The 24,946-nt window shown below is 33.4% G+C and carries 25 protein-coding genes; 20 read left to right on the forward strand and 5 right to left on the reverse strand.

Annotated elements, in window-relative coordinates; genetic code table 11:
- The first annotated feature begins 57 nt into the window (after positions 1-57).
- From AABM59_RS04225 to AABM59_RS04245, 5 genes are all read left to right on the forward strand, one after another.
- The gene (locus AABM59_RS04225) at positions 58-390 is read left to right on the forward strand and encodes a ribonuclease Z (protein ID WP_338407729.1); all 333 of its coding nucleotides are present in this window, start codon (positions 58-60) and stop codon (positions 388-390) included.
- 82 nt (positions 391-472) lie between these two features.
- Positions 473-1,378 (forward strand): ribonuclease Z, encoded by a 906-nt coding sequence (locus AABM59_RS04230; protein ID WP_338407730.1) that lies wholly within the window; start codon positions 473-475, stop codon positions 1,376-1,378.
- A gap of 75 nt (positions 1,379-1,453) precedes the next feature.
- On the forward strand, positions 1,454-2,098 hold the full coding sequence (gene pdxH / locus AABM59_RS04235) for a pyridoxamine 5'-phosphate oxidase (protein WP_338407731.1): 645 nt from the start codon (positions 1,454-1,456) through the stop codon (positions 2,096-2,098).
- 388 nt (positions 2,099-2,486) lie between these two features.
- Positions 2,487-3,605, forward strand: coding sequence for a VIT1/CCC1 transporter family protein (locus AABM59_RS04240; RefSeq protein WP_338407732.1), 1,119 nt, complete (start codon positions 2,487-2,489; stop codon positions 3,603-3,605).
- Positions 3,606-3,663: 58 nt separating this feature from the next.
- On the forward strand, positions 3,664-4,158 hold the full coding sequence (locus tag AABM59_RS04245; protein WP_338407733.1) for a hypothetical protein: 495 nt from the start codon (positions 3,664-3,666) through the stop codon (positions 4,156-4,158).
- Between the two features lie 81 nt (positions 4,159-4,239).
- Here the strand turns inward: AABM59_RS04245 and AABM59_RS04250 are convergent, their stop codons facing one another.
- A complete protein-coding gene (locus AABM59_RS04250) occupies positions 4,240-5,049 on the reverse strand; it encodes a mechanosensitive ion channel domain-containing protein (RefSeq protein WP_338407734.1) in 810 nt (269 codons plus the stop codon).
- Positions 5,050-5,094: 45 nt separating this feature from the next.
- The gene (locus tag AABM59_RS04255) at positions 5,095-6,837 is read right to left on the reverse strand and encodes an APC family permease (protein WP_338407735.1); all 1,743 of its coding nucleotides are present in this window, start codon (positions 6,835-6,837) and stop codon (positions 5,095-5,097) included.
- A 590-nt stretch (positions 6,838-7,427) separates the two neighbouring features.
- Here AABM59_RS04255 and hisG point away from each other — a divergent pair.
- From hisG to AABM59_RS04310, 11 genes are all read left to right on the forward strand, one after another.
- On the forward strand, positions 7,428-8,285 hold the full coding sequence (hisG, locus tag AABM59_RS04260; RefSeq protein WP_338407736.1) for an ATP phosphoribosyltransferase: 858 nt from the start codon (positions 7,428-7,430) through the stop codon (positions 8,283-8,285).
- Positions 8,286-8,371: 86 nt separating this feature from the next.
- Positions 8,372-9,664 carry a histidinol dehydrogenase gene (gene hisD, locus AABM59_RS04265; RefSeq protein ID WP_338407737.1) on the forward strand — a complete coding sequence of 431 codons (1,293 nt, stop codon included), beginning with the start codon at positions 8,372-8,374 and terminating at the stop codon, positions 9,662-9,664.
- Positions 9,654-10,703 carry a histidinol-phosphate transaminase gene (gene hisC, locus AABM59_RS04270; protein WP_338407738.1) on the forward strand — a complete coding sequence of 350 codons (1,050 nt, stop codon included), beginning with the start codon at positions 9,654-9,656 and terminating at the stop codon, positions 10,701-10,703. The genes hisD and hisC overlap by 11 nt, the downstream gene beginning before the upstream one ends.
- A gap of 23 nt (positions 10,704-10,726) precedes the next feature.
- Positions 10,727-11,863 carry a bifunctional histidinol-phosphatase/imidazoleglycerol-phosphate dehydratase HisB gene (hisB, locus tag AABM59_RS04275; protein WP_338407739.1) on the forward strand — a complete coding sequence of 379 codons (1,137 nt, stop codon included), beginning with the start codon at positions 10,727-10,729 and terminating at the stop codon, positions 11,861-11,863.
- A gap of 92 nt (positions 11,864-11,955) precedes the next feature.
- Positions 11,956-12,537, forward strand: a complete 582-nt coding sequence (hisH, locus tag AABM59_RS04280; protein ID WP_338407740.1) for an imidazole glycerol phosphate synthase subunit HisH — start codon at positions 11,956-11,958, stop codon at positions 12,535-12,537.
- A gap of 7 nt (positions 12,538-12,544) precedes the next feature.
- On the forward strand, positions 12,545-13,270 hold the full coding sequence (gene hisA, locus AABM59_RS04285; RefSeq protein ID WP_338407741.1) for a 1-(5-phosphoribosyl)-5-[(5-phosphoribosylamino)methylideneamino]imidazole-4-carboxamide isomerase: 726 nt from the start codon (positions 12,545-12,547) through the stop codon (positions 13,268-13,270).
- Positions 13,271-13,290: 20 nt separating this feature from the next.
- Complete coding sequence (locus tag AABM59_RS04290) at positions 13,291-13,596, forward strand: NIPSNAP family protein (RefSeq protein ID WP_338407742.1); 306 nt, start codon at positions 13,291-13,293, stop codon at positions 13,594-13,596.
- A 23-nt stretch (positions 13,597-13,619) separates the two neighbouring features.
- A complete protein-coding gene (hisF, locus tag AABM59_RS04295) occupies positions 13,620-14,375 on the forward strand; it encodes an imidazole glycerol phosphate synthase subunit HisF (RefSeq protein ID WP_338407743.1) in 756 nt (251 codons plus the stop codon).
- A gap of 75 nt (positions 14,376-14,450) precedes the next feature.
- Positions 14,451-15,050, forward strand: a complete 600-nt coding sequence (gene hisIE / locus AABM59_RS04300; RefSeq protein WP_338407744.1) for a bifunctional phosphoribosyl-AMP cyclohydrolase/phosphoribosyl-ATP diphosphatase HisIE — start codon at positions 14,451-14,453, stop codon at positions 15,048-15,050.
- A gap of 174 nt (positions 15,051-15,224) precedes the next feature.
- Positions 15,225-16,658, forward strand: a complete 1,434-nt coding sequence (locus AABM59_RS04305; protein WP_338407745.1) for a leucyl aminopeptidase family protein — start codon at positions 15,225-15,227, stop codon at positions 16,656-16,658.
- A 50-nt stretch (positions 16,659-16,708) separates the two neighbouring features.
- Complete coding sequence (locus AABM59_RS04310; RefSeq protein ID WP_338407746.1) at positions 16,709-18,337, forward strand: M1 family metallopeptidase; 1,629 nt, start codon at positions 16,709-16,711, stop codon at positions 18,335-18,337.
- Between the two features lie 131 nt (positions 18,338-18,468).
- Here the strand turns inward: AABM59_RS04310 and AABM59_RS04315 are convergent, their stop codons facing one another.
- On the reverse strand, positions 18,469-18,855 hold the full coding sequence (locus AABM59_RS04315) for a glyoxalase (protein ID WP_338407747.1): 387 nt from the start codon (positions 18,853-18,855) through the stop codon (positions 18,469-18,471).
- Between the two features lie 66 nt (positions 18,856-18,921).
- On the opposite strand from AABM59_RS04315, the gene AABM59_RS04320 reads away from it, so the two are divergent.
- Complete coding sequence (locus tag AABM59_RS04320; protein ID WP_338407748.1) at positions 18,922-19,314, forward strand: hotdog domain-containing protein; 393 nt, start codon at positions 18,922-18,924, stop codon at positions 19,312-19,314.
- Here the strand turns inward: AABM59_RS04320 and AABM59_RS04325 are convergent.
- Together AABM59_RS04325 and AABM59_RS04330 are read right to left on the reverse strand one after the other, a co-directional pair.
- Positions 19,311-20,576: a mechanosensitive ion channel domain-containing protein gene (locus AABM59_RS04325; RefSeq protein WP_338407749.1), complete on the reverse strand. Its 1,266-nt coding sequence runs from the start codon at positions 20,574-20,576 to the stop codon at positions 19,311-19,313. The two genes, AABM59_RS04320 and AABM59_RS04325, sit on opposite strands and share 4 nt — an antisense overlap.
- Positions 20,569-20,853, reverse strand: a complete 285-nt coding sequence (locus AABM59_RS04330) for a DUF3817 domain-containing protein (RefSeq protein WP_338407750.1) — start codon at positions 20,851-20,853, stop codon at positions 20,569-20,571. Before AABM59_RS04330 ends, AABM59_RS04325 begins: the two co-directional genes overlap by 8 nt.
- A 104-nt stretch (positions 20,854-20,957) precedes the next feature.
- Here AABM59_RS04330 and AABM59_RS04335 point away from each other — a divergent pair, with 104 nt between their 5' ends.
- The 3 genes from AABM59_RS04335 to AABM59_RS04345 all read left to right on the forward strand — a co-directional run bounded on the left by AABM59_RS04335 (position 20,958) and on the right by AABM59_RS04345 (position 24,527).
- Entirely contained in the window at positions 20,958-21,485 is a 528-nt protein-coding gene (locus tag AABM59_RS04335; RefSeq protein WP_338407751.1) for a DUF6155 family protein, read from the forward strand.
- A gap of 108 nt (positions 21,486-21,593) precedes the next feature.
- Positions 21,594-23,132 carry a DEAD/DEAH box helicase gene (locus AABM59_RS04340; protein ID WP_338407752.1) on the forward strand — a complete coding sequence of 513 codons (1,539 nt, stop codon included), beginning with the start codon at positions 21,594-21,596 and terminating at the stop codon, positions 23,130-23,132.
- Positions 23,133-23,186: 54 nt separating this feature from the next.
- Positions 23,187-24,527 carry a DEAD/DEAH box helicase gene (locus AABM59_RS04345; protein ID WP_338407753.1) on the forward strand — a complete coding sequence of 447 codons (1,341 nt, stop codon included), beginning with the start codon at positions 23,187-23,189 and terminating at the stop codon, positions 24,525-24,527.
- Positions 24,528-24,946 lie beyond the last annotated feature (419 nt).

The following is a 24,946-nucleotide window of genomic DNA, read 5'->3' on the forward strand; positions in this document are numbered from 1 at the left end:
AATTTGCTAAAAACTAAAATTTTCTTGTAAATTAGCAGTGCTTTAATTTTCAATACAATGAAAGTAGTTCAAAAAGGACATACAACGTGTATAAAAGACACACAAGGTGATTTAGTTTCATTTCTGATGAAAGTTACTCATGAGTATAAATCTTTCGAAAAACATAATATTATAATAGATATTAGAATGTATAAAAACCTTTCTGTAAAAGATATTAATAGTTTTTTGCCACTTTCGAAAATTCATAAAAAAGCTAAAAATTCATTTGTTATGGTCACTTCAGATCTTGATCATAATGCAGTTTCTGACAAACTAGCCGTCGTTCGATCATTAATTGAAGCTAACGACATAATTGAAATGGAGGAAATAGAACGAGATTTAGGTTTTTAAATAGCTTCTGAATTCGTTTAATCGAAAAGCATAAGGTCATAACAAATAACCAAACAATCGATAAACCGCTTATACTTTAAATTTGAATCTAACCATCCTAGGCTGTTATGCAGCAACTCCAAGAACTTTTACCAATCCAACTTCACAGGTTTTAGAAATCAAGAACCAACTGTTTTTAATCGACTGCGGAGAAGGAACTCAAGTACAGTTACGCAAAAATAAAATCAGGTTTTCGAGAATAAATCATATTTTTATTTCACATTTACACGGTGATCATTTATATGGTTTGGTAGGTTTGGTTTCTACATTTATGCTATTGAATCGCGCAACCGATTTACATATTTATGGTCCAAAAGGAATCAAGGAAATCATTAATCTTCAATTGAGATTATCAAATTCCTGGCCTAATTATGGTTTGTTTTTTCATGAATTAGAATCTAAAGAAAGTGAAATTATTTTTGAAGATGAAAAGGTAATTGTCAAAACAATCCCTTTAAAACATAGAATTTACACCAATGGATTTTTATTTCAAGAAAAAAAAGGAGTGAGAAAGTTAGATTTGAATGCAGTTCAAAACTACGAAATTGACAAATGTTATTACCAAAAAATAAAGAATGGAAAAGACATTACATTAGAGGACGGTAGGATTATTGAAAACCATAAATTGACATTTGACCCAATTCCTCCAATGAGTTATGCATTTTGTTCGGATACGGCTTATGACGAGAGTATTGTTCCAATAATAAACAAGGTTGATATTTTGTATCACGAATCCACTTTTCTGGATTCAGAAGAAGAATTAGCAAAAAAAACATTGCATTCCACAGCAAAAGAAGCGGCGACAATTGCTTTGAAAGCCAATGTAAAACAATTAATTTTAGGACATTATTCTACTCGATACGATAGTATTGAACTTTTTAAAGAGCAAGCAGAAACTATTTTTTCTAACATTCTTTTAGCAGACGATGGAAGAAGTTTTGAGTTTTAAACTAAAATAGATGTTTTTAAGAAGTAGTTTTTATTTTAAAACATAGTAATTTTACATCCAAATAAATTTATCCAAGTGAAAGATATAGGAAATTACAGAAAATCTTATGAAAAAAGCGAACTTTTGGAAAGTAATATTCCAGAAGATCCAATCAATTTATTCAACAGATGGTTTCACGAAGTGGAGGATTTTGGAGGAGTAGATGAAGTTAATGCAATGACGGTTTCGACAATTGGCTTAGACGGTTTCCCAAAATCACGTGTATTGCTTATGAAACAATATACTTTTGAGGGTTTTATTTTTTATACCAATTACAACTCTGAAAAAGGCAAAGCCATTGCTAATAATCCCAATATTTGTCTTTCCTTTTTTTGGCATTCACTCGAGCGCCAAGTAATTATCAAAGGAATAGCTGAGAAAACTTCAGAGAATATTTCAGATGGTTATTTTGAATCCCGCCCAACGGGAAGTAAGTTAGGAGCTATAGTTTCAAATCAAAGTGAAATTATTCCTTCCAGAACTATTTTGGAAGAAAACTTAATCCAGTTAGAAAAAGATTTTGAAGGCGCAGCAATTCCTAGACCAAAACATTGGGGAGGTTTTTTTGTTCGTCCTGTAGAAGTTGAATTTTGGCAAGGAAGACCTAATAGATTACATGACAGAATACGCTATCATTTACAAGAAGACTTCTCTTGGAAGATTGATAGATTAGCTCCTTAATAATATTTTTACCATTTTATAGAAACCATACAGGTTCTGGCTTAATTATAATTACCATTTCTTAAAATATCATTGAAGTTTAAAAATTTATAAATGGCCTTCTTCTAGAAGGCCATTTTTTTTACCAGTAAATAATTCGTAAAGAGATAACTCCTTATTTTTATGTTTCGTCATTAAATGGAGAAGCGTTGCGGGTATGATGATATTAAATATTGAGCAAATAACATCAAAATAGTTAAAGTTATTTTTAATACAAAAAACAGGTCGCAATATTTGATTCTAAGTGAAGTCATTTTAACCATAAATTAAAGGTTTTTATTATCTTTGAGATTAAAATAAAACTATCGGTTTACTGAAACTTTACCAATAGAAAATAAAAAGGCAAACTATGGATTTAAACAAACTAAAAGGGCAACTACAAACTGAAGTGGATACCGCTTTTTTGTACAATAGCATTGCAGCCATCCAATCAGACGAAAATTTAAGCCGAGTTTTAGAAAGTTTAGCCCAAATAGAAAATGGTCACGCCAAGCATATGCTTGATAAAGTTCATGAATTTGAACCTAATTATGTAATGCCTAAAGCTTCCTCGAGAGCTAAATTTCAATTAAAATTGGGAAAATTATTTGGTTATAGCTCTATCATTAGCAGTTTATCTAATATTGAAAAACAATTTGCTTTAAATGCCATAAAAAATAAGATTGAAATAGGGGAGAAACCTAGTGGTTTCGAACACAATCACCTCAATATCATTGAGGCAGTAAATAACAATAAAGCACTAAATGTTTCGGGAGGATTATTATCTAAATTCGAAAGTCGGCATAAATCCGTGGGGGGAAATGCGCTCCGTGCTGCAGTTTTAGGCTCAAATGATGGATTAGTATCTAATATGAGTTTAGTAATGGGGGTTGCCGGTGCGGCAGTTTCTAACAACACTATTTTATTAACGGGAATTGCTGGGCTTATGGCTGGAGCAATATCTATGGCTTTGGGCGAATGGCTTTCAGTACAAAGCTCTAGAGAATTAAACCAACGCCAAATAGATTTGGAAACCGAAGAACTTGAAGCTTCTCCCGAAGAAGAAAAAAAGGAATTGGTTTTGCTTTATCAAGCTAAAGGAATGAATGTTGAAGAAGCCCGAAAATTAGCTGACAAAGCTTTCGAAAATCCTCAAACAGCTCTTGACGCCATTATCACTGAAGAATTGGGAATTGATAAGGAAGAGTTAGGAGGTTCCGCCTGGGAAGCAGCCATTGCCTCTTTTGTCCTTTTTGCCATTGGGGCGATTATTCCTTTATATCCTTTTATGATTTTAGATGGTAGGAATGCCATTTTATTAAGCATTGGGAGCAGTGTCATAGGGCTTTTTGGCATTGGAGCCGCCATTACATTATTAACAGGGAAATCAATTGTGTTTTCAGGGCTCAGACAAGTTGCTTTTGGTCTAACGGCTGCAGCAGTTACATATGGAATAGGAACTATAATAGGGGTTTCATTAGTGGTATAACATTCGCAACTAATTGATTTCATTTGAATTAACAAATTAAACTTTAAACATAATAATTATGAACGACGCACATTTACACTTGGCAGTAAACCATTTTCCAATTATCGGAACAATTCTTGGGTTAGGAATTTTGTTTTCAGGAATGATTTTAAAAAACAATTCGGTAATAAATACCGCTTATGCATTATTTATTGTGTCAGCAATTTTTGCGGCATTTAGTATGGGAACCGGAGAAGGAGCAGAGGAAGCTGTAGAAGATATGGCAACAGTTGGAAAAAAAGTTATCCACGAACATGAAGAAATGGCAGAGAAACTGGCAATCCTTTTATATGTTTTGGCAGTAATTTCTATCGGAGGAATTTATTTAAATATTAAAAATCACGCTAAAGCAAAATTAGTTTCTTACGCAGCTCTTCTTCTTGCTATTATTGGAGTTTTTTTAGCACAACAAACGGGAACTACAGGTGGTGAAGTACGTCATACCGAAATCAGGAACGATGCTGGGCAAACTGTTGGTGCTGAAAAAAATACAGATGAAGAAGATAATGATTAGTACAGATTTATTTTTTTAGCTAATAATTACACTATTTTTATTGGAATTATTGGCTATTTATTTAAAATACAATATATTTTTCTATTTATTATGGTGAACCACCCTTTGCGGAAATGGTATGGTAATGTTGTTCGAATTGAATAATTCAAATATTTTAATTCTCATTTCACTTTTGATATTTTCTACCCTAAAAACTTCTTCAGACCAAAAAATTATTGAAAAATCTAAAGAAGATTCTCCAAAATCAGTAAAACGTACAAAAGGTTCCGGTTTTTTTAGGATTCCTTTTTGTTTGTCAACAGCTGCTTTCAAAATTTTCATCACAAGTGTTACATCAGAAGAATAATCTACTCCTACATTCACTTCAAATCTTGATGAAATGGCACTGTGAGTCCAGTTTATCAACTGATTTCTTGTCAAGTCAGTATTGGGGAGAATAATATATTTGTCTTCTCTAGTTAAAACGGTTGTGGTTCTAATATTTATTTCCTGGACTTTGCAGACCATTCCGTTTATTTCAATTATGTCATCAACTTTAACAGTTGAATCTATTAAAATTATGATTCCAGACACAAAATCACTAAATAAATTCTGAAGCCCTAATCCAATACCAACAAGTAAAGCTGCAGAACCAGCCATTAAAACCGATAAATTGAAGCCAAGTATTTGGAGTCCTATAACAAACGAAAATACTAATATGAAGTATTTTATTAAACTATAAATAGAATATTTTTTAGCAAGATCAATTTTTGTAGTCTTGTAAATGGCTTTTCTAATGAGGTAAAGTACAAGAAAAACGGCAATTAAAAACACTAAAAACGTAAGCACTATTTCTATTTTTACGTCAAAATAGCCTATTTCAGAAAGTGTATTATTTAATATTTTTTTCATATTTTTTTAGTAAAAAAATTCGATAAATTAATTTTTTATATGAATTTACATAATTAATCTCACACCACCTAATTCCGACACTCTGTAGGAAAAACGATCTCCAGGGGAACTAATAAACATAAAGTTTTTGGGAATATTCCATTTATTAGATAATTTGTCTATGATTTCTGGTCCAAAAACACCCTCAATTTCAATGAATTCAATATTAATATCAGGATAAGCTCTGTCAAGAACTTTCAAATCTTTAATAAGAGCTTTATTAGATTCCCCATTTTTTTTGATGTTCACAATTTTTAATTTTTTAGTAGTTTCATTCCCTTGAACATATTGCATAACTTTATTCAAAATTGCAACATCATCACCCTTGGTAAAAAATACAAATTCTTGTGAATTAATTTTCAAGTTTAATTTTATTAGGTAACGATTACTAAATATTACCATTTTACGCATTGGTTTATAGAAATATTCTAAAGCATCAATTAGCAATTGTATGAGCATTGTTCGATTGAGCATAATGGCTATAAATACAAAAGAAGGAATTAGATAATCTATAAAGGTATAAAAGGAGTCTGTGTTGAGTTTAACATTACCTATAAACGCAGCGATTATAAAAATTACAGCCACAACAACCGATATTCCTCTTGCTTTTTCAGGACGAGGTAATTTTTTTCTTTTAAATTTTAATAGTAGATTTCCAATTCCAAATAAACCCATTACCGTCAAAAACGAAAAAGTATAAACTCCTGCTAATGCTTCGATATTTCCTTTAGTAACAAATAAAACCGAAATGCATAAAATTAGGAAGCTTACTATTATTCGATAATTAGAACCATTTTTGTTTTGTTTTAAAAAATAATTGGGCAGAATTCTATCCAATGTCATGCGGTTTAATAACCCTGAAACTCCAACAAAAGATGTTAAAACAGCTCCACATAATACTAATACAGCATCAACTGAAATCATAATTCCAAGCCAAGTTCCTCCGGTTGTTTGTCCTAAATAAGCCAAAAGAGATTCTTTATGTTCGCCAACTTCTGCCAAAGGAATGATACAAACTAATAATAACGCTAGAACTGGATTAAAAAAACTAACAATAGCCCACATATTACGCAATGTTTTTCTAAAAACACCTTGTTCTTGTTCTTCAACAAAGTTTGCCGAACTTTCGAAACCTGAAATCCCAAGCATCGCTGCCGAAAACCCTAAGAATAAAGCGGTTACAATACTTCCAGATTTAACAGGCATTTCCCAATTTATATGAAAAGTGTCGAGTCCATTAAATGCCAAAAACCATATGGAAGCAAAAACTAAGACGCTCAACGTAAATAAATGAATAATAAAAATAATTACGGCCACAAATGCAGATTCGCCAATACCTAAAATTGCCAATCCTGTAAAAGCAATCAAAACAATAATTGTGGCAATTGTAACATCGACTGAACTAAAAATACTGTGTAAATAATGCATCCCTTCTATTGACGAAATCACAGCTGTTGCCATATACGAAAGTACTGTTAGTGTGGCAGCCAATGATGCTAATCTTTTGGTAGAAGTGTTCAATAAAACATTGTAAGCCCCACCATTTAATGGAATTGCTCCAACAACCTCGCCATAAATTTTCCTAAATAAAAACAACACTAATGCGACAATTAATAATGATATCCATGCAAATTGTCCTGCATACATAATAGTTAATGCTGATACATAAAGACACGAAGAGCTGATATCATTTCCGCAAATTGCAGTGGCTTGTAGCTGGTTTAGTTTTTTGTGGACTTTTTTTTCCATTGTTTAATTCTAACGCTTTGATTATTAAATTGTAATTATTTTAAGGAAAATTATTTTTCCAAAAATGACCAAGTAACGAAATAAAATAGATTCGTAAACAGGAATCAATAATACAAAATAATTTTGATATTTTTCATTGAAATAAGAGAAGTTCTGAAGAAATAATATCAAAAAAATCATAATAATTCTACAAATTTAAACAACCTAATCATTAACCCAAGAGAATACATGCAAGACAAATCTATAATACTGTGATTTTCATTGTTATAGATATAATGATAATGGTTTAAAAAAAAATGCATCTGTAAATATTTTTAACAATTTGACTTCATTAAGTTAAATTAAAGATTGCTTAGTACATCTATTTTTAATTATATTTGCAATCAAATAAAGGATTACAAATAAATTATTATGCTATTAATTCAATTACATCATCATTTTCATTATTGCTCTCAAGCGATGTGTTAATGATATGTGTGTAAATCATCATATTTTAAAACCCGTTTGAGTACATCAAACGGGTTTTTTATTGCCTATTATGTTGTATTCAAACTAAATTGTAAACAACAATAAATTTCAAAAAATTTCAAATGAGTACTTTAAAAATTGCAATTCAAAAATCAGGACGTTTAAACGAAGAAAGCATTCAAATTCTAAAAGATTGTGGAATTTCTATCGATAATGGAAACGATCAACTCAAAGCCGAAGCTACAAATTTCCCATTGGAAGTTTTGTTCTTGCGCAACTCGGATATTCCCCAATATTTAATTGACGGGGTCGTAGATATCGCCATCGTTGGAGATAACCTTTTGGTCGAAAAAGGAAAAGATATAAAAATTGTCCAGAAGCTGGGGTTTTCTAAATGTAAAGTTTCAGTGGCTGTGCCAAAAACATTCAATTATAAATCATTAAAAGATCTTGATGGAATGCGTATTGCTACTTCGTATCCGAATACGGTAAATGATTATTTTGGATCATTTGGCTTGAAAGTAGATATTCACCAAATATCGGGCTCAGTCGAAATCGCACCAAATATTGGCCTTGCCGATGGTATTGTGGATATTGTTTCCAGCGGAAGTACATTATTCAAAAATAATTTGAAAGAAGTGGAAGTTATATTCAAGAGTGAAGCTGTTTTAGCGGTTTCTCCAAAAGTAACTCCAGAAGTTCAAACACTTATAGACACACTTCAATTTAGAATTCAAGCCGTTTTAAGAGCTAGAAAATCAAAATATATTTTGATGAACGTTCCCAATGATAAAATTGATGCTATTGGAAAAATATTACCGGTTTTGCGAAGTCTTACCGTTTTGCCATTAGCACAAGAAGGTTGGAGCAGTGTTCACTCGGTAATCGACAAAGACACTTTTTGGGATGTTATCGACCAATTAAAAGAAGCTGGAGCCGAAGGAATATTGGTTTGCTCAATCGAAAAAATGGTACTTTAATTTACGATATTAGAAGTTAGAAACACGATTTAAAATGTCATACCGAGCGCAGTCAAGGGACGAGGGGCTTTAAATAATAAAAAATAATGAACAAAATATTCAATCCAAAACCGGAAACTTGGTCCGAAATTTTAAAAAGACCAACTAAAACTATTGGCGATATTGAATTTACAGTAAAAGAAATTTTCAAGGAAGTTCAAAAGAAAGGTGATGTTGCGGTTGCAAAATACACTTCTCTGTTTGACGGTGTTAAATTTGAAAACATTGAAGTTTCAAAAACAGAAATAGATCAAGCAATTGAATCTGTTTCTTCCGAACTAAAGGATGCAATTCAACTGGCAAAATCAAATATAGAAAAATTTCATACCGCCCAGAAAACAGCCAAAGTTGTTGTAGAAACTATGGAAGGAGTAAATTGTTGGCAAGAAAAAAGACCTATTCAAAAGATTGGTTTATACATTCCTGGAGGAACGGCACCTTTGTTTTCTACAGTTTTGATGCTCGCCGTTCCTGCAAATATTGCCGGTTGCAATGAAATTGTATTGTGTTCACCACCTGATAAAAATGGAAATATCAATCCAGCAATTTTATATACTGCTCATTCATGCGGTGTAACCAAAATCTTGAAAGTAGGAGGAATCCAAGCCATTGCCGCTATGACTTTTGGAACGGAATCAATTCCAAAGGTGTATAAAATTTTTGGTCCAGGAAATCAGTTTGTGACCGTGGCAAAACAATTGGCAACCCAATTTGGCGTGGCAATCGATATGCCAGCCGGACCTTCAGAATTATTAATTGTGGGCGATGATGCTGCCGTTCCTGCTTTTATTGCTTCCGATTTATTGTCACAAGCCGAACACGGAACCGACAGTCAGGTAATTTTAGTTTCCACTTCGAAAATATTGATTGATGCTGTTGAAAGTGAAATTCATTCCCAAATAGAAGTGTTACCAAGAAAAGCCATTGCCGAAAAAGCCATTGCCAATTCGAAACTGATTTATGTCGAAAATGACGCTATCGCTTTAGAATTAATTAACGAATACGGCCCGGAGCACCTTATTATTTGTACAAAAGACGAAGATTTTTATGTAAATAACATTGGAAATGCAGGTTCAGTTTTCATTGGAAATTACACGCCGGAGAGTGCAGGAGATTATGCTTCGGGAACGAATCATACGCTGCCAACCAATGGTTATGCCAAGAATTATAGCGGTGTGAATCTAGATAGTTTTACCAAAGCGATGACTTTCCAGAAAATTTCTGAAAAAGGAATTCAAAATATAGGCAAAGCCATCGAAATCATGGCGGAAGCCGAAGGGTTGCAAGCACATAAAAACGCAGTTTTATTACGATTAAAAGCGATTAAAAATGGAAAATAGTTTCAATATAAATAATTTAGTTCGAGAAAACGTAAAGCAAATGAAGCCTTATTCATCAGCTCGCGATGAATTTGAGGATTTCAACACAGCCGATATGATTTTCTTGGATGCCAATGAAAATCCATTTAATAATGGCGTGAATCGGTATCCCGATCCGCAACAAAGTAATGTAAAATTGGTTTTGGCGAAGCAAAGAAACGTAAAACACAACCAAATTTTACTCGGAAACGGAAGCGATGAAGTGTTGGACTTATTGTTCCGCGCTTTTTGCGAACCAAAAGTCGACAATGTAATTACTTTGCCACCAACCTACGGAATGTATAGCGTTTTGGCAAATATCAATGCCGTTGAAAATAGGGAAGTCTTGCTTTCAATTGACTTTCAACCACAAGTCGAAAAGATTTTAAATACCGTTGATAAAAATACGAAAATCATCTTTTTATGTTCACCAAATAATCCAACTGCCAATTCATTTTCTGATGATAGTGTGGCATGTTTATTGAAAAATTTCAAAGGATTAGTCGTTATCGATGAAGCCTATATCGACTTTTCGAAAAAACAAAGCTGGATGAATGAATTGGATGAATATTCTAATTTGGTTATTACGCAAACCCTTTCAAAAGCGTATGGTTTGGCAGGAATTCGACTGGGAATTTGTTATGCTTCGGCTGAAATTATTTCGATTTTAAACAAGATAAAACCGCCTTACAACGTCAATAAATTGACGCAATTAAGAGCCTTGGAAAGATTAAGTGATCCAAAAAAAATTAAAATGGAAATTACTTCAATTATTGACCAAAGAACCGAATTACTTAAAGTTTTAGTTACTATTAAATTTGTCGAAAAAATCTACCCAACAGAAGCTAATTTTATTCTGATAAAAGTGGATGATGCCAATAAAAGATACAACGAATTAATAGCCAAAGGGATCGTTATTCGAAACAGAACGACCCAACCTTTATGTGAAAATACTTTGCGTTTGACAATAGGAACTGAAATAGAAAATATAAAATTAATTGAGGTATTAAATCAACTTTAAACCTTAAACTTTAAACTTTTTTAATGAAAAAAATACTTTTTATAGACCGAGACGGAACTATGGTTTTAGAACCAAATGATTATCAATTGGACAGTTTTGAAAAATTGGAATTCTATCCAAAAGTTTTTCAATATCTAGGAAAAATTGCTGTTGAATTAGATTTCGAATTGGTTATGGTGACCAATCAAGATGGCTTAGGAACCGATTCGCATCCGGAAGCTAACTTTTTGCCGGTTCATAATTTGGTTATGAAAGCTTTCAAAAACGAAGGAGTTGTTTTCAGCGAAGTGCTAATTGACAAAACATTTCCGCACGAAAACGCACCAACTCGCAAACCAGCATTAGGTTTATTAACAAAATACATCAACAATCCAGCATATGATTTACAAAATTCTTTTGTCATTGGAGATAGAATTACTGATGTGGAATTGGCTAAAAACTTGGGTTCAAAAGCCATTTTTATTAGTACGGAGGATGAATTGGGAAGTGATGAAATAACATCAAAAAAACACGAATTAGATGCGGTTATTGCCCTGCAAACAACAGAATGGAAAACCATTTATGAGTTTTTGAAACTAGAAGAACGTTCTGCATCCATAACCAGAAAAACGAACGAAACGGATATTTACATCAATATAAATCTTGATGGGACTGGAAAAAGTAAAATCGATACTGGAATTGCTTTTTTTGATCACATGTTAGATCAAATTGCGCGTCACGGTCAAATGGACTTGGAAATTATAGTAAAAGGTGATCTCGAAGTCGATGAACACCACACGATTGAAGACACGGCAATTGCTTTGGGAGAGGTTTTTGCCAAAGCATTAGGAAACAAATTAGGCATAGAAAGATACGGTTTTTATTTGCCAATGGATGATTGTTTGTCACAAGTAGCCATTGATTTTGGTGGTAGAAATTGGTTGGTTTGGGAAACAGAATTCAAACGCGAAATGGTGGGAAAAATGCCAACAGAAATGTTCTACCATTTCTTCAAATCCTTTTCCGATGGAGCGAAAGCCAACATCAACATCAAAGCCGAAGGAACGAATGAACATCACAAAATAGAAGCTATTTTCAAGGCTTTCGCCAAAGCGATAAAAGTAGCCGTAAAACGCGACACGGAAAAAATGATTTTACCAAGCACGAAAGGGATGTTGTAAAATAAAGCGGGAAGTTTAAAGAGGGAAGCTTGGAACTTCTAACTTCTAACTTCCCTGCGTGCCGGCAGGCAGGTAACTTCTAACTTAAAATAATGAAAATAGTAATCATAAATTACGGAGCAGGAAACATTCAAAGCATTATGTTTGCCATCGAAAGATTGGGATTCAAAGCGGTTTTGAGTAATAATCCTAACGAAATAAAAGCAGCGGATAAAGTGATTTTTCCGGGAGTGGGAGAGGCGAGTTATGCAATGAAAATGCTCCAGGAAAGTGGTTTGGATACATTAATTCCAACATTGAAACAACCCGTTTTTGGAATTTGTTTAGGAATGCAATTGATGTGCAACTATTCAGAAGAAGGCGATACAAAAGGATTAGGAATTTTTGATGTTGATGTAGTAAAATTTACTTCAAAAGTAAAAGTTCCACAAATGGGCTGGAACACTATTTACAATCTAAAATCAGATTTGTTCAAAGGAATTACAGAGAATGAATATATGTATTTGGTACATAGTTTTTATGCTCCTCTTTGCACCGAAACTATTGCGACAACCAATTATGAACTGGAATATTCCTCGGCTTTGGAAAATGACAATTTCTACGGAACGCAATTTCACCCTGAAAAAAGTGGCGATATTGGAGAACAGATTCTAACTAATTTTATAAACTTATAAACTAAAAATGAGAATAATACCTGCAATAGACATCATAGAAGGTAAATGTGTTCGCTTGTCGAAAGGGGATTACAATACCAAAATTATATACAACGAAAATCCACTGGAAGTGGCGAAATTATTCGAAGCCCACGGAATCGAATATTTGCATTTAGTAGATTTGGACGGAGCAAAATCCAGCCAAATTGTCAATTATAAAATATTGGAACAAATAGCCTCACAAACCAAATTGAAAATTGATTTTGGTGGTGGATTAAAGTCAGATTCCGATTTAAAAATAGCTTTCGAAAGTGGCGCAAACCAAATCACGGGAGGAAGTATCGCGGTAAAAAACCGTGAAATATTCGAAAAATGGATTGCTGAATATGGTGCAGATAAAATTATTTTAGGAGCTGACGCTAATAACGAAAAAGTAGCAGTTTCTGGTTGGTTGGAGGATTCAAATGAAGATTTAGTTCCATTTATTCAGGATTATCAAAAGAAAGGAATTGAGTACGTAATTTGTACTGATATTGCCAAAGACGGAATGCTCGAAGGTCCTAGTTTTGATTTATATGCCAAGATTTTAGCGGAAGCCGGTGGCATAAAATTAATTGCTTCCGGAGGAATTTCTACCTTTGACGAATTACCTAAACTTGCAGAATTGGGTTGTGAAGGAACGATAATTGGTAAAGCCATTTATGAAGGACGAATTTCGTTGAAACAATTGGAACAGTTTATAATTAGTAAATAATCAAATTTAAAGCTTAAATTATGATAACTTGTTACGTAAAATATATTATTGATCCTTTTCAATTGGATGTTTTTGAAGAGTATGGTAAGAGATGGATTAAATTAGTAAACCGTTTTGGCGGACAACATCATGGTTATTTTTTGCCGTCTGAAGGCGCAAATAACGTAGCATTTGCGATGTTTTCGTTTGCTAGTTTATCTGAATACGAAAATTACAGAACACTAATTCTAGTCGATCAAGAATGTACAGAAACGTTCAAAATTGCTGAAGATAGCAAATGTATATTGAGTTATGAACGAACTTTTTTACGACCAGTATTTGAATAAAAAAGATTTTAACAACTACCAAAATGCTTACTAAAAGAATTATTCCCTGTCTTGATATAAAAAACGGAAGAACCGTAAAAGGCGTTAATTTTGTGGACTTGCGAGACGCAGGAGATCCGGTGGAACTGGCCAAAATCTATTCTGATCAAGGTGCTGACGAGCTGGTTTTCTTGGATATTTCGGCTACTGAAGAACGAAGAAGTACTTTAATTGACTTGGTTCGGAAAGTAGCGGCAACAATTAATATTCCGTTTACTGTTGGTGGAGGAATTTCATCTGTAAGTGACGTAGAAATTTTATTGCAAAACGGAGCTGATAAGGTTTCTATCAATTCATCGGCTGTAAAAAATCCGCAGTTGATTAATGATTTGGCACAGAAATTCGGGAGTCAATGTGTTGTGGTTGCGATTGATGCCAAACAAATTGATGAAGAATGGATCGTGCATTTAGTAGGAGGAAAGGTGCCAACAGAAATCAGATTATTCGATTGGGCAAAAGAAGTAGAACAGCGTGGTGCGGGAGAAATCTTGTTTACTTCTATGAATCACGATGGAACCAAAAATGGTTTTGCAAATGAAGCTTTGGCAAAATTATCTGAATTAGTAAATATTCCAATAATTGCTTCGGGTGGCGCGGGAAATATCCAACATTTTGTGGATACTTTCGTTGCTGGAAAGGCAGATGCAGCATTGGCGGCAAGCGTATTTCATTTCAAGGAAATTGAGATAAAAACATTAAAAAGAGAACTTAAAAACAATAAAATTGAGGTACGAATTTAGAGGTTCGCGATCCGAAGTTTTAAACTTCAACTCTGCAACTTTTAACTTCCAACTTCTAACTTCTAACTTTATATTATGAACATAGATTTTTCAAAAAGCGAATACGGATTAATTCCAGCTATTATTCAAGACAGCGAAACCAAAAACGTTTTGATGCTGGGTTATATGAATGCGGAATCCTACCAAAAAACTTTGGAGACAAATAAAGTCACTTTCTTCAGTCGTGCTAAACAAAGACTTTGGACTAAAGGCGAGGAAAGCGGTAACTTTTTACATTTGGTTGACATCAAAAACGATTGTGACAACGATACATTTTTAATACAAGTAAAACCAGTAGGCCCTACTTGTCATACAGGTTCAGATACTTGCTGGCAAGATCTTAATAATCAAGAGTATGGATTTATTTCTAAATTAGAAAACACCATCACACTTCGGAAAGAAAATGCTGATTCCGAGAAAAGTTATGTAGCCTCTTTATTTAAATTAGGAATAAACAAAATTGCCCAAAAAGTGGGAGAGGAAGCCATTGAGGTTGTCATAGAAGCCAAGGACGACAATGATGATTTGTTCTTGAACGAAAGCGCTGATTTGCTTTTTCACTATTTAATTCTTTTGCAAGCCAAAGGATTTCAATTGAATAACGTAGTTGAAATACTAAAAGGCCGCCAGAAATAAGAATTCTTTCCAAATAATTTCATATAAAAAAACCAATAGTTAGATCCTTTACTATTGGTTTTTTTTCTTTTGAATCAAACCGTAATCCACTATATTTACGGTTTATTACAAAATACAGCAATCCCCAGAACACTTAAATATTTTTTTTTTCAATAGACAAAGACAATTTATATTATGAAAACAAATACAATACAAAATCTTGATGGGTTTACAGGCACAATTTTAATTCCAGTTTTTGAAACATACATAAAAAGTTTGTTCCCCATACATTTTGGAGAATTAGAAATTTCCTCCAAAGTTTTCTACGGTAAAAAAAACACCCATTATTTGGCCGAAAGAAATGACACTACATATGTTTTTATTGGACTCGGAAAAATAATCGACTATAAATCATTAAAAACCACCTTCCGGAGAATTTCATCCAAACAAAAAGAATCATTTAGCACCAATGTGGCGCTGGTTTTACCAGAAGAATTCAACGAAGATTTAGTGGAATCATCTATTTCTGGAATGTTGTTGGGAACCTACGATTTAGGACACTACAAAAAAGAAAAGGAAGCACATCCGTTTCTTAATTCTAATTTTTTATTGCAATTGGTCTCCAAAAATAATTACGACGCAACTGCCGAAAAAGCGGTAAAAATTACCAACGCCCAACTCGAAATTCTCCGTTTAGTAGATTTACCTCCCAATAAAGTTACACCAAAATACTTGTCTAATTGGGCCAAGGAAACCGGAAAAAAATTCGGGTTTGAGGTAGAGGTTCTGGGTTTCGAAGCTTCAAAAAAAGAGGGATTGGGTGCTTTTTTATCCGTTGGACAAGGAAGCGAAAACGAACTGCAATTCGTGATTATGAATTATGTTCCCGAAAATACAAATGCCAAAACAAAACACCTTGGCTTAGTTGGAAAAGGAATCACTTTCGATACAGGCGGCTTGAATATCAAAACTTCTGCAATGGTCCAAATGAAATGTGATATGGCGGGTGGTGCAGCAGTTTTTGGAGCCATGCAATTGATTGCGGATTTAAAATTACCTGTAAAAGTTACTGCGATTGTGCCTTGCGCAGAAAATGCGGTAGATGCTAAATCGTTCTTGCCAAGTGATGTCATCCAGAGTTATAGCGGACATTCGATAGAAATTATAGATACTGATGCCGAAGGGCGACTGGTTTTGGCGGACGGTCTATCCTATTTAATAAAGAATTTTAAACCCGAATATATTTTAGATTTAGCAACTTTAACAGGTAGCGCTGTGGGAACTTTTGGTTACGAATGTTGTGCATTGTTTACCAACAATGAGATCATTTCAAAGAAGCTACAAGAATCTGGCGATGCCATTGGGGAACGACTTTGGCAATTGCCGCTTTGGGATTGCTACAAACAAGACATAGAAAGTGACATTGCCGATGTGAAAAATTATAGCGGAAAACCAGTTGCTGGAGCCATTTCTGCAGCAAAATTTTTAGAATATTTCACTGAAGAGCATAAAGCTTGGGCGCATCTTGATATTGCTGGAGTTGCTTTTGGCGATGACGAATTTGCAAAAAGCAAACACGCAACAGCTTATGGCGTTCATTTAGTGACTAAATTCATTGAAAATTTATAAAAAAACCAATAAATTTCATTTGTGTTTTAAACTTTTAAAAAACAATATTTATGAATAAACATTTAAGTATTTTTTTTCTAGCATTTTTTATTTACAATAGTTTAAATGCACAGGAAATTTTCACGCATCAGGACACTTTGCGGGGAAGTATTACCAAGGAAAGAGCTTGGTGGGACCTGAAATATTATTATTTGGACATCAAGGTAAATCCAGCAGATAGTACAATTTCCGGTTCGAATACCATTCGATACAAAGTATTAGAAGCATGCTACCGGATGCAAATTGACTTGCAGAAGCCAATGGAAATTTATAAAGTAATTCAAGACGGTAAAGAATTAAAATTTAAAAGAGACGGAAATGCTTTTTTTATCGATTTGGTTGCACTTCAACAAAAGAACGATATAAAAGAAATTATCGTGTTTTATGGCGGAAAACCCAAAATTGCTTTGAATCCGCCTTGGGACGGAGGAATTACATGGAATAAAAATCATAATGGCAAGCCGTTTATCGCTTCGTCCTGTCAAGGATTAGGCGCAAGCGTTTGGTGGCCCAACAAAGATCATATGTATGACGAAGTTGATGATATGTTGATCAGCGTGAATGTTCCCAAAAATTTGACGGATGTTTCCAATGGTCGTTTACAAAACGTAGTAGATTTGAAGGACGGCACCAGAACTTTTACTTGGTATGTGTCGAATCCCATCAATAATTATGGAGTAAATATAAATATAGGTGATTATGTTACTTTCTCGGAGGTATATCAAGGTGAAAAAGGTGATTTGAATTGTGATTATTATGTTTTGAGATATAATTTGGCTGCGGCCAAAGTTCAATTCAAGGAAGTATCCCGAATGTTGAAAGCTTTCGAACATTGGTTTGGACCATATCCGTTTTATGAAGACAGCTACAAACTCGTTGAAGCACCGTATTTAGGGATGGAACATCAAAGTTGCATTACTTATGGAAACGGTTTTAAAAACGGTTATAAAGGAACCGATTTGAGCGGAACGGGTTGGGGTTTGAAATTCGATTTTATTATAGTTCACGAATCGGGACACGAATGGTTCGCCAATAATATCACCTACAAAGACATCGCTGATATGTGGATTCACGAAAGTTTCACCAACTATTCCGAAAGTCTTTTTGTGGAATATTATTATGGAAAGCAGGCTGGAAATGAATATGTAAGAGGTATTAGAAAAAAAATCCAAAATGACAAACCAATAATTGGAACGTATAATGTGAACAATGAAGGCTCCAGCGATATGTATTATAAAGGGGGCAATATGTTGCACACGCTACGTCAAATCGTGAATAATGACGAAAAATGGAGAACAATATTAAGAGGTTTGAACAGCAATTTTCATCACCAAACGGTAACTACTAAACAAATCGAGGATTATTTAAGTCAAGCTGTTGGACTTGATTTAGCTTCCTTTTTTGACCAATATTTGAGAGACATCAGAATACCAATATTCGAATATAATTTCAAGGACAACAACCTTTCTTATCGCTGGAAAAATTGTGTTTCCGGTTTCAATATACCAGTAAAAGTGACATTGAACGGAAAAAAACAATGGCTAAAACCTCAATCAGAATGGACTAATTTGCCACAAACTGCGAAAGATTTAAAACTGGAAGTAGATAAGGATTTTTATGTGAATGTGATGGGAAATTAGATTTTATATTTTTAAATTACAATCACAGAAATACATAATAGGGTGGGTGTATTGTCTTGCTTTTTTTAAAGAATAAAACAGGTGATTTTTTTAATTTATCATTGATCATTATAAATTAAAGTGAGTTTATTTCAAAATAATTGTACTTGACTTTTTAATCTTTCAATGAGCATACTTATCATTCTTTTATTAAGACTAGAAGGTTTTTTTATATACAATAAAAATTCTTCTGCGGTAAACAAACCAATAATCATTCCCTTTAAAGTGTTTCTGAATTTGATGTCTTTTTGAATTGAATTTTCTATGAACACCATTTTTTTTTCTATAGATAAAAGAGGGAAATCTATTTTGTTTTTTGTAGAATAATTGATAAAAGAAGCTATAAATAAATCATTTTGTAATTTCAAAATTGGACGAAGTACTTGATTTTGGAATAATTCATCTAACGAAGATTGGTCAGAAATACCACCAATAGTTTGCCCTCGATATTCTTTTAAAAACAAATCTCTTTTATCCATATTTTTTCTTTAAAAATAAAAAAAAACGGGAAGAATACTCTAAATTTACAATTATAAAAAATAAATATGCGATTTCATACTCGAAAATGGGTAAAACCCGAAGACTTAAATCCAAACGGAACCTTGTTTGGAGGAAAATTATTAGCTTGGATAGATGAAGAATTAGCTTTGTATTCCATTATTCAATTAGAAAACTCTAGAGTTGTTACCAAGCACATGTCGGAAATTAATTTTCGAAGTTCCGCAAAACAAGGCGACATCATTGAAATAGGAATTTTAGTAGTACAGTTTGGAACTACTTCGCTTACACTAAAATGCGAAGCAAGAAATATGATGACTCGAGAAACCATTATCACCATTGATAGTACTACTATGGTTAGCCTCGGGATTGATGGTAAGCCAAAAGCACACGGAAAAACCAAAATTGAATATGTGAAAAATCGTTTAGATTCTATTTAATCTTCCAGAAAAACATCTTTTCCTTCAGAAGGTAATTCGAAAAGTTCTAAATTAAAAAAGGAAACTGATGCAATGACGTGATCAAAAATATCGGACATGATGTATTCGTAATTTTCCCATTTTTTATCTTTGGAAAAAACATAAATTTCTAATGGAATCCCTTGTGAAGTGGGTTGTAATTGTCGGCAAAGTAAAATCATATCTTTATTTAAACCTGTATGATTTTCAAGATATTTTGTAATATATTTTCGAAACAACCCCAAATTTGTCAAATTTCGTCCATTTAGAGATAAATCGGTATCGATGTTATTTTGAGAATTGTATTTTTCGATTTCAATTTTCTTTTTTTCTATATACTCTTTAATTATTTGGATTTTCATAAAATGGTCAAGTTCTCCATTTTTTATAAACTGAACACTATTAGACTTTATCAATATATGGCGTTTTATTCTTCTTCCATCTGATTTTTGCATTCCGCGCCAGTTTTTGAAAGAATCAGAAATCAAGCTATAGGTAGGAATTGTGGTTGTAGTGTTGTCAAAATTCCGAACCTTTACTGTTGCAAGATTAATTTCTATTACATCACCATCGGCACCAAATTTATCCATAGTGATCCAGTCGCCAATTCGTAGCATATCATTTACCGAAACCTGAATACTAGCAACAAAGCCTAATATAGTGTCCCTAAAAATTAATAAAATAATAGCAGAAATAGCCCCTAAAGTAGTCAGTAATTTCTCGATTCTAATTTCAAAAACTTCAGAAAAAATTGCTGCAACTCCCATAATCCAAAGGATTATCATAAAAACCTGAATGTAGCTGTCGATAGGTTTGTCACTGAATTTAGAAATACCTTTAAGGTGTTCTTTTAGTGCATTGAAGACGGTTCTAATTATCCAAAGTATGAGTAAAATGATGTAAATTCCAACTAATTTTCCGAATACATCTTCCCAATAATTGTAATGTTTTAAAATAATTGGAACTGATTTGTATATAAATAAAAGGGGAATTAAATGCGAAATATACATTACGGTTTTATTAGATATCAATAAATCATCAAATTTAGTTTTGGTTTTTCGAGCAACAATTGCCATAATTGTAGCCAATGCAAATCTAAAAAAACGAAAAATGACATACGATGAAATACTTAAAACAAAAATATTTGCTATTAGGCTTGAATAGGCCGCAATGGTATCTTCAAACCCCAATTTTCGCAATAAATGGTATGGCCAATTGAATAATTTTTCAAGGAAACTATACATTTTTTAAATATTTTTTTTCGATAAAAAAAGTTGCAAAAGGCAGGAGTGAGGCAATTAAAATAATGAGAAACGATTTTAAATCCCAGCCTTGAGATTTTTTTAGTAGAAAAGCTAAAATAACATAACAAATAAATAATATTCCGTGAGTCATTCCAATTGGATATAAAATAGTCTTGTAAAGTACTGGATTCGTAGGTTTAATGAGAAGCATATTCGAAAATAAAACCAAATAAGATATCCCTTCTAGTATTGCAGTGTTCTTAAAAATTTTGTTCATTAAAAATAGTGTTAAAAATTATTATTGCAAAATTAAGGATTATCATTGATTTTTGAAGTATTCATCACCAAACTAATTTACTTTTGCAATACTAAACTTTGATAATGAGCAAACGCGATTTAAAAAAATACCTAAACGAACTCAACAAAACGCAACTCGAAGAGCAATTTATTGAATTGTACGAGAAATTCAGCGCTGTAAAAACCTATTATGATTTTGTTTTTAATCCAAAAGAAGAATCACTTTTACAAGAAAGTAAACTTAAAATAGCGACTGAATACTTTCCGCAAAGAACTTCAGGAAAGTCAAAAAGGCCAAAAATGCGACGTTCCGTTGCCCAAAAGTACATTAAACATTTTAAAATTTTAGGTGTTGATCCTTATATCATTGGCGATGTAATGCTTTATTCAATAGAAATTGCGCAAACTTTTTCGTCCGAACGAGTGGTAAAACCTGAATTGTTTTTTAAAAGCATGTTCAATTCATTCGAACAAGCGGTTATTTATATGATAGCTAATGGCATTTTAGAAGAATTCAAAACTAGGATAATCGCGATAAATGAGGAAAGTATTCGGCAAAACTGGTTTAACAAAGAAGAATTTTCGTCCATAATCGAACGATTCGAATATTAAAAACCCCCAGCTAATTCAATTTATTTAAACATTCCCATTTATTTAAAGTAAATTTTGATGTAATAACTGTTTTTTAGGCGTATTTTTGCAAAAACCGATCCCAAAATAATGCCTCAAAACATTTCAGAAACAGAAGTAGAAGATAAGAAAGAACTCTATTCCTATCAAAAAGGTGATATCGAAACCATTTTTGAAAGATTGGATAATGCTCCAAAAAATCATCATTTGTTATATCAATTGCCTACTGGCGGTGGTAAAACTGTGGTTTTTTCGGAAATAGTAAGGCAATATTTAAAAAAACACGACAAAAAAGTGGTTGTTTTGACCCATCGAATCGAGCTTTGTAAGCAAACTTCAAAAATGCTAAAAGGCTTCGATGTAAAAAATAAAATCATCAACAGTAAAGTAAAAGAACTTCCAGATCAAAATGATTATTCTTGTTTTGTGGCAATGGTCGAAACTTTGAAAAACCGTATCAATGACGAAAAATTACATCTTGATAATGTTGGTTTAGTAATTATTGATGAAGCTCATTATAATTCTTTTCGAAAATTATTAAGTTCATTCAAAAACGCTTTTATTCTGGGAGTTACCGCAACACCTTTGAGTTCAAACGTGAAGCTACCCATGCATGAAAACTACGACGAATTGATTGTTGGTGATACCATAAATTCCTTGATAGAAAAAGGTTTTTTGGCAAAAGCAACTACGTATAGTTATGATGTTGGTTTAACATCACTGAAAGTCGGAATTAATGGCGATTATACCGTAAAATCATCCGATGATTTGTATACGAATATGGCTATGCAGGAAAAATTATTGCATGCTTACACAGAGAAATCATTGGGTAAAAAAACCTTAATTTTCAATAACGGAATCAACACTTCGTTGTACGTTTATGAAACTTTTAGGGAAGCCGGATTTGTGATTCGTCACCTTGACAATACGAGCAGTCCCGAGGAACGTAAAGCTATTTTACAATGGTTCAAGAAAACTCCGGATGCCATTTTAACTTCGGTTGGAATTCTTACCACAGGTTTTGATGAACCTACAGTACAGACAATTATTTTAAACAGAGCTACAAAATCTTTGACTTTATACTTTCAAATGATAGGTCGTGGTTCTAGAAAATTACCCAATAAAAACACGTTTAATGTTATCGATTTAGGAAATAATGCGGCGCGTTTTGGACTTTGGGACGAACCCGTAAATTGGCAACACATCTTTAAATCACCCGAGTTTTATTTAGAAAATTTGCGTGATGACACTGAAATAGAGCTTTATTTTAAATACAAGATGCCGCCAGAATTGCGCACTAAATTTGCCAAAACTGAAATCGTGACTTTTGATGTTGATGAAGAACACAAACTAGTCATAGCTCAAAATTTGCGGTCAAAAGTAGTCTTGGAAAAATCCTTAGAACAGCATGCTTCAATGTGTGTAGACAATTGCGAGGAATTACAAGAAGCCAAATCACTATCTAGAGAATTAGAACCAGATATTGAATGTCGATTAAAACGCTATGCGAAATGTTTGAGCCAATGCAGCAAAAACTACCGTGAATGGCTTGTTGAGGACTATAAACTAAAGTTGACTTTGTTGATAGGGAAGAAGTATCGGGAAAGAATTATGAACGAAGCGGATTAAAAATAGTCGCAATTATCCGTTATTTAGTTTTTGCAATAAAAATAAATCTTAAAAATGTCAAAACAATTCGCCGAATTAGGAGTTTCAGCAGCTTTGTTAAAAGCTATAACTGAATTAAAATTTGTTGTTCCAACAGAAATTCAGCAAAAAACAATTCCGTTACTTTTATCAAATACTACTGATTTTGTGGGTCTTGCTAAAACAGGAACTGGAAAAACAGCTGCTTTTGGATTGCCATTATTACAATTAATCGATACAAAAAATACTGCAATTCAAGGAGTAATTCTGGTACCAACACGGGAATTAGGACATCAAATATTCAGTAATTTAAAAGCTTTCGCAAAACACCTTCCAGAAATCTCTATTGCAGCAACTTGCGGAGGAATTCCCATAAAACCACAAATAGAACGATTAACTGCGCCAACACATATTGTTGTTGCAACGCCAGGAAGATTGATTGATCTGATCCAACGCAAAGCAATAAATTTAAAAGACACCCAATTTCTCGTTCTTGATGAAGCGGATGAAATGATTACCATTTTAAAAGATAGTTTGGATGAAATCATAGCTGAATTGCCAAAAAATCGTAAAACATTTTTATTTTCGGCGACTTTTCCAGGAACCATCAAACAACTAATTCAGAATTACTTGAATAAAAATGTGGTACAAGTGAGCGCCAATATGGAAACGGATGGAAATCAAGGAATAGACCACCAATATATTGTTGTAAGTCCAATTGAAAAACTGGATGTTTTAATGCATTTTCTAACGTCTAAAGAAGGAGAACGGGGCATTATTTTTTGTAAAACCAAAGCGGCAGTCAATAAACTCGCGAAGAATTTAGCCATAAACCGATTTTCATCTGGAGCCTTGCACGGCAGTTTGTCACAAGGAATCCGGGACCGAATTATGGAACAATTTCGAGAAGGACACATCAATATTTTGGTAGCAACTGATTTAGCGGCAAGAGGAATTGACGTAAAGGAAATCTCCTATGTGGTAAATTATCATTTGCCAGATACCTATGAAAACTATGTTCACCGCAGCGGGAGAACTTCAAGGACCGGAGACAAAGGACTTTCTTTGACCGTTTTACAAGCCGAAGAGGTTACAGAAATTGCTAATTTCGAAAAGGAATTGGGAATTAAATTTTCCAAATTTCAAAAACCAACTTTAGAAAATATAGAAGGGAATAACACCATATTGTGGGCAAAGCAAATCTTCAAAACGAAACCTAATCACGAAGTTGCAGTCAATTTAAAAGAAAAAATTAAAACTATATTTCATCATTTAACCAAGGATGAATTGATAGATAAACTATTAGCTAATTATTTGATTCATTCAAAAACAGATAATTTTTCAAAATCAGAGAACCAGAAGAAAAAATCTAAGTAGCATAATAGACCAACATATTGCTCAATAAATCAACTATTTAGTTAGTTTAACCCGTTGGGTGTAATTAGTTTTTAATGGGAATTTTTCGTCGGTGTGATTAGTTTTTGTAAGAAAATCGTATCGAGAACAAGAAAAATTTCGTTAAAAACGATTCTCGATACATTTTTTGTTCCGTTTTACTGCACAAAAAACACTCGAATAGACGTTGTGCAATCGGCCCGACCAGCGGAGTCGAGACAGCCGAGAACGAGGCGGAACAGTAGGCCACGCGCCGCCGTAGTCCTTCGTGCTCTGTCCTCGCTTTCTGGATTGGCCGCGTTCCCACGGATGCACGTGCAGTGGGCGTTTTGCGTCACCGCCGCGCTGGGCTTCCTCGTCGGGCTCGGCCTTTACGTTCCAGCGCACTCCACCACTTTCCC

The organism is uncultured Flavobacterium sp., from assembly GCF_963925185.1.
In the GTDB taxonomy this organism is placed as follows: domain Bacteria; phylum Bacteroidota; class Bacteroidia; order Flavobacteriales; family Flavobacteriaceae; genus Flavobacterium.

What these genes read in the sequence shown, in the direction of transcription:
- AABM59_RS04225 (WP_338407729.1), top strand. Translation starts at nt 58, where the DNA reads ATGAAAGTAGTTCAAAAAGGACATACAACGTGTATAAAAGACACACAA.
- AABM59_RS04240 (WP_338407732.1), top strand. Translation starts at nt 2,487, where the DNA reads ATGGATTTAAACAAACTAAAAGGGCAACTACAAACTGAAGTGGATACC.
- AABM59_RS04245 (WP_338407733.1), top strand. Translation starts at nt 3,664, where the DNA reads ATGAACGACGCACATTTACACTTGGCAGTAAACCATTTTCCAATTATC.
- AABM59_RS04250 (WP_338407734.1), bottom strand. Translation starts at nt 5,049, where the DNA reads ATGAAAAAAATATTAAATAATACACTTTCTGAAATAGGCTATTTTGAC.
- AABM59_RS04255 (WP_338407735.1), bottom strand. Translation starts at nt 6,837, where the DNA reads ATGGAAAAAAAAGTCCACAAAAAACTAAACCAGCTACAAGCCACTGCA.
- hisG (WP_338407736.1), top strand. Translation starts at nt 7,428, where the DNA reads ATGAGTACTTTAAAAATTGCAATTCAAAAATCAGGACGTTTAAACGAA.
- hisD (WP_338407737.1), top strand. Translation starts at nt 8,372, where the DNA reads ATGAACAAAATATTCAATCCAAAACCGGAAACTTGGTCCGAAATTTTA.
- hisC (WP_338407738.1), top strand. Translation starts at nt 9,654, where the DNA reads ATGGAAAATAGTTTCAATATAAATAATTTAGTTCGAGAAAACGTAAAG.
- hisB (WP_338407739.1), top strand. Translation starts at nt 10,727, where the DNA reads ATGAAAAAAATACTTTTTATAGACCGAGACGGAACTATGGTTTTAGAA.
- hisH (WP_338407740.1), top strand. Translation starts at nt 11,956, where the DNA reads ATGAAAATAGTAATCATAAATTACGGAGCAGGAAACATTCAAAGCATT.
- hisA (WP_338407741.1), top strand. Translation starts at nt 12,545, where the DNA reads ATGAGAATAATACCTGCAATAGACATCATAGAAGGTAAATGTGTTCGC.
- AABM59_RS04290 (WP_338407742.1), top strand. Translation starts at nt 13,291, where the DNA reads ATGATAACTTGTTACGTAAAATATATTATTGATCCTTTTCAATTGGAT.
- hisF (WP_338407743.1), top strand. Translation starts at nt 13,620, where the DNA reads ATGCTTACTAAAAGAATTATTCCCTGTCTTGATATAAAAAACGGAAGA.
- hisIE (WP_338407744.1), top strand. Translation starts at nt 14,451, where the DNA reads ATGAACATAGATTTTTCAAAAAGCGAATACGGATTAATTCCAGCTATT.
- AABM59_RS04305 (WP_338407745.1), top strand. Translation starts at nt 15,225, where the DNA reads ATGAAAACAAATACAATACAAAATCTTGATGGGTTTACAGGCACAATT.
- AABM59_RS04310 (WP_338407746.1), top strand. Translation starts at nt 16,709, where the DNA reads ATGAATAAACATTTAAGTATTTTTTTTCTAGCATTTTTTATTTACAAT.
- AABM59_RS04315 (WP_338407747.1), bottom strand. Translation starts at nt 18,855, where the DNA reads ATGGATAAAAGAGATTTGTTTTTAAAAGAATATCGAGGGCAAACTATT.
- AABM59_RS04320 (WP_338407748.1), top strand. Translation starts at nt 18,922, where the DNA reads ATGCGATTTCATACTCGAAAATGGGTAAAACCCGAAGACTTAAATCCA.
- AABM59_RS04325 (WP_338407749.1), bottom strand. Translation starts at nt 20,576, where the DNA reads ATGTATAGTTTCCTTGAAAAATTATTCAATTGGCCATACCATTTATTG.
- AABM59_RS04330 (WP_338407750.1), bottom strand. Translation starts at nt 20,853, where the DNA reads ATGAACAAAATTTTTAAGAACACTGCAATACTAGAAGGGATATCTTAT.
- AABM59_RS04335 (WP_338407751.1), top strand. Translation starts at nt 20,958, where the DNA reads ATGAGCAAACGCGATTTAAAAAAATACCTAAACGAACTCAACAAAACG.
- AABM59_RS04340 (WP_338407752.1), top strand. Translation starts at nt 21,594, where the DNA reads ATGCCTCAAAACATTTCAGAAACAGAAGTAGAAGATAAGAAAGAACTC.
- AABM59_RS04345 (WP_338407753.1), top strand. Translation starts at nt 23,187, where the DNA reads ATGTCAAAACAATTCGCCGAATTAGGAGTTTCAGCAGCTTTGTTAAAA.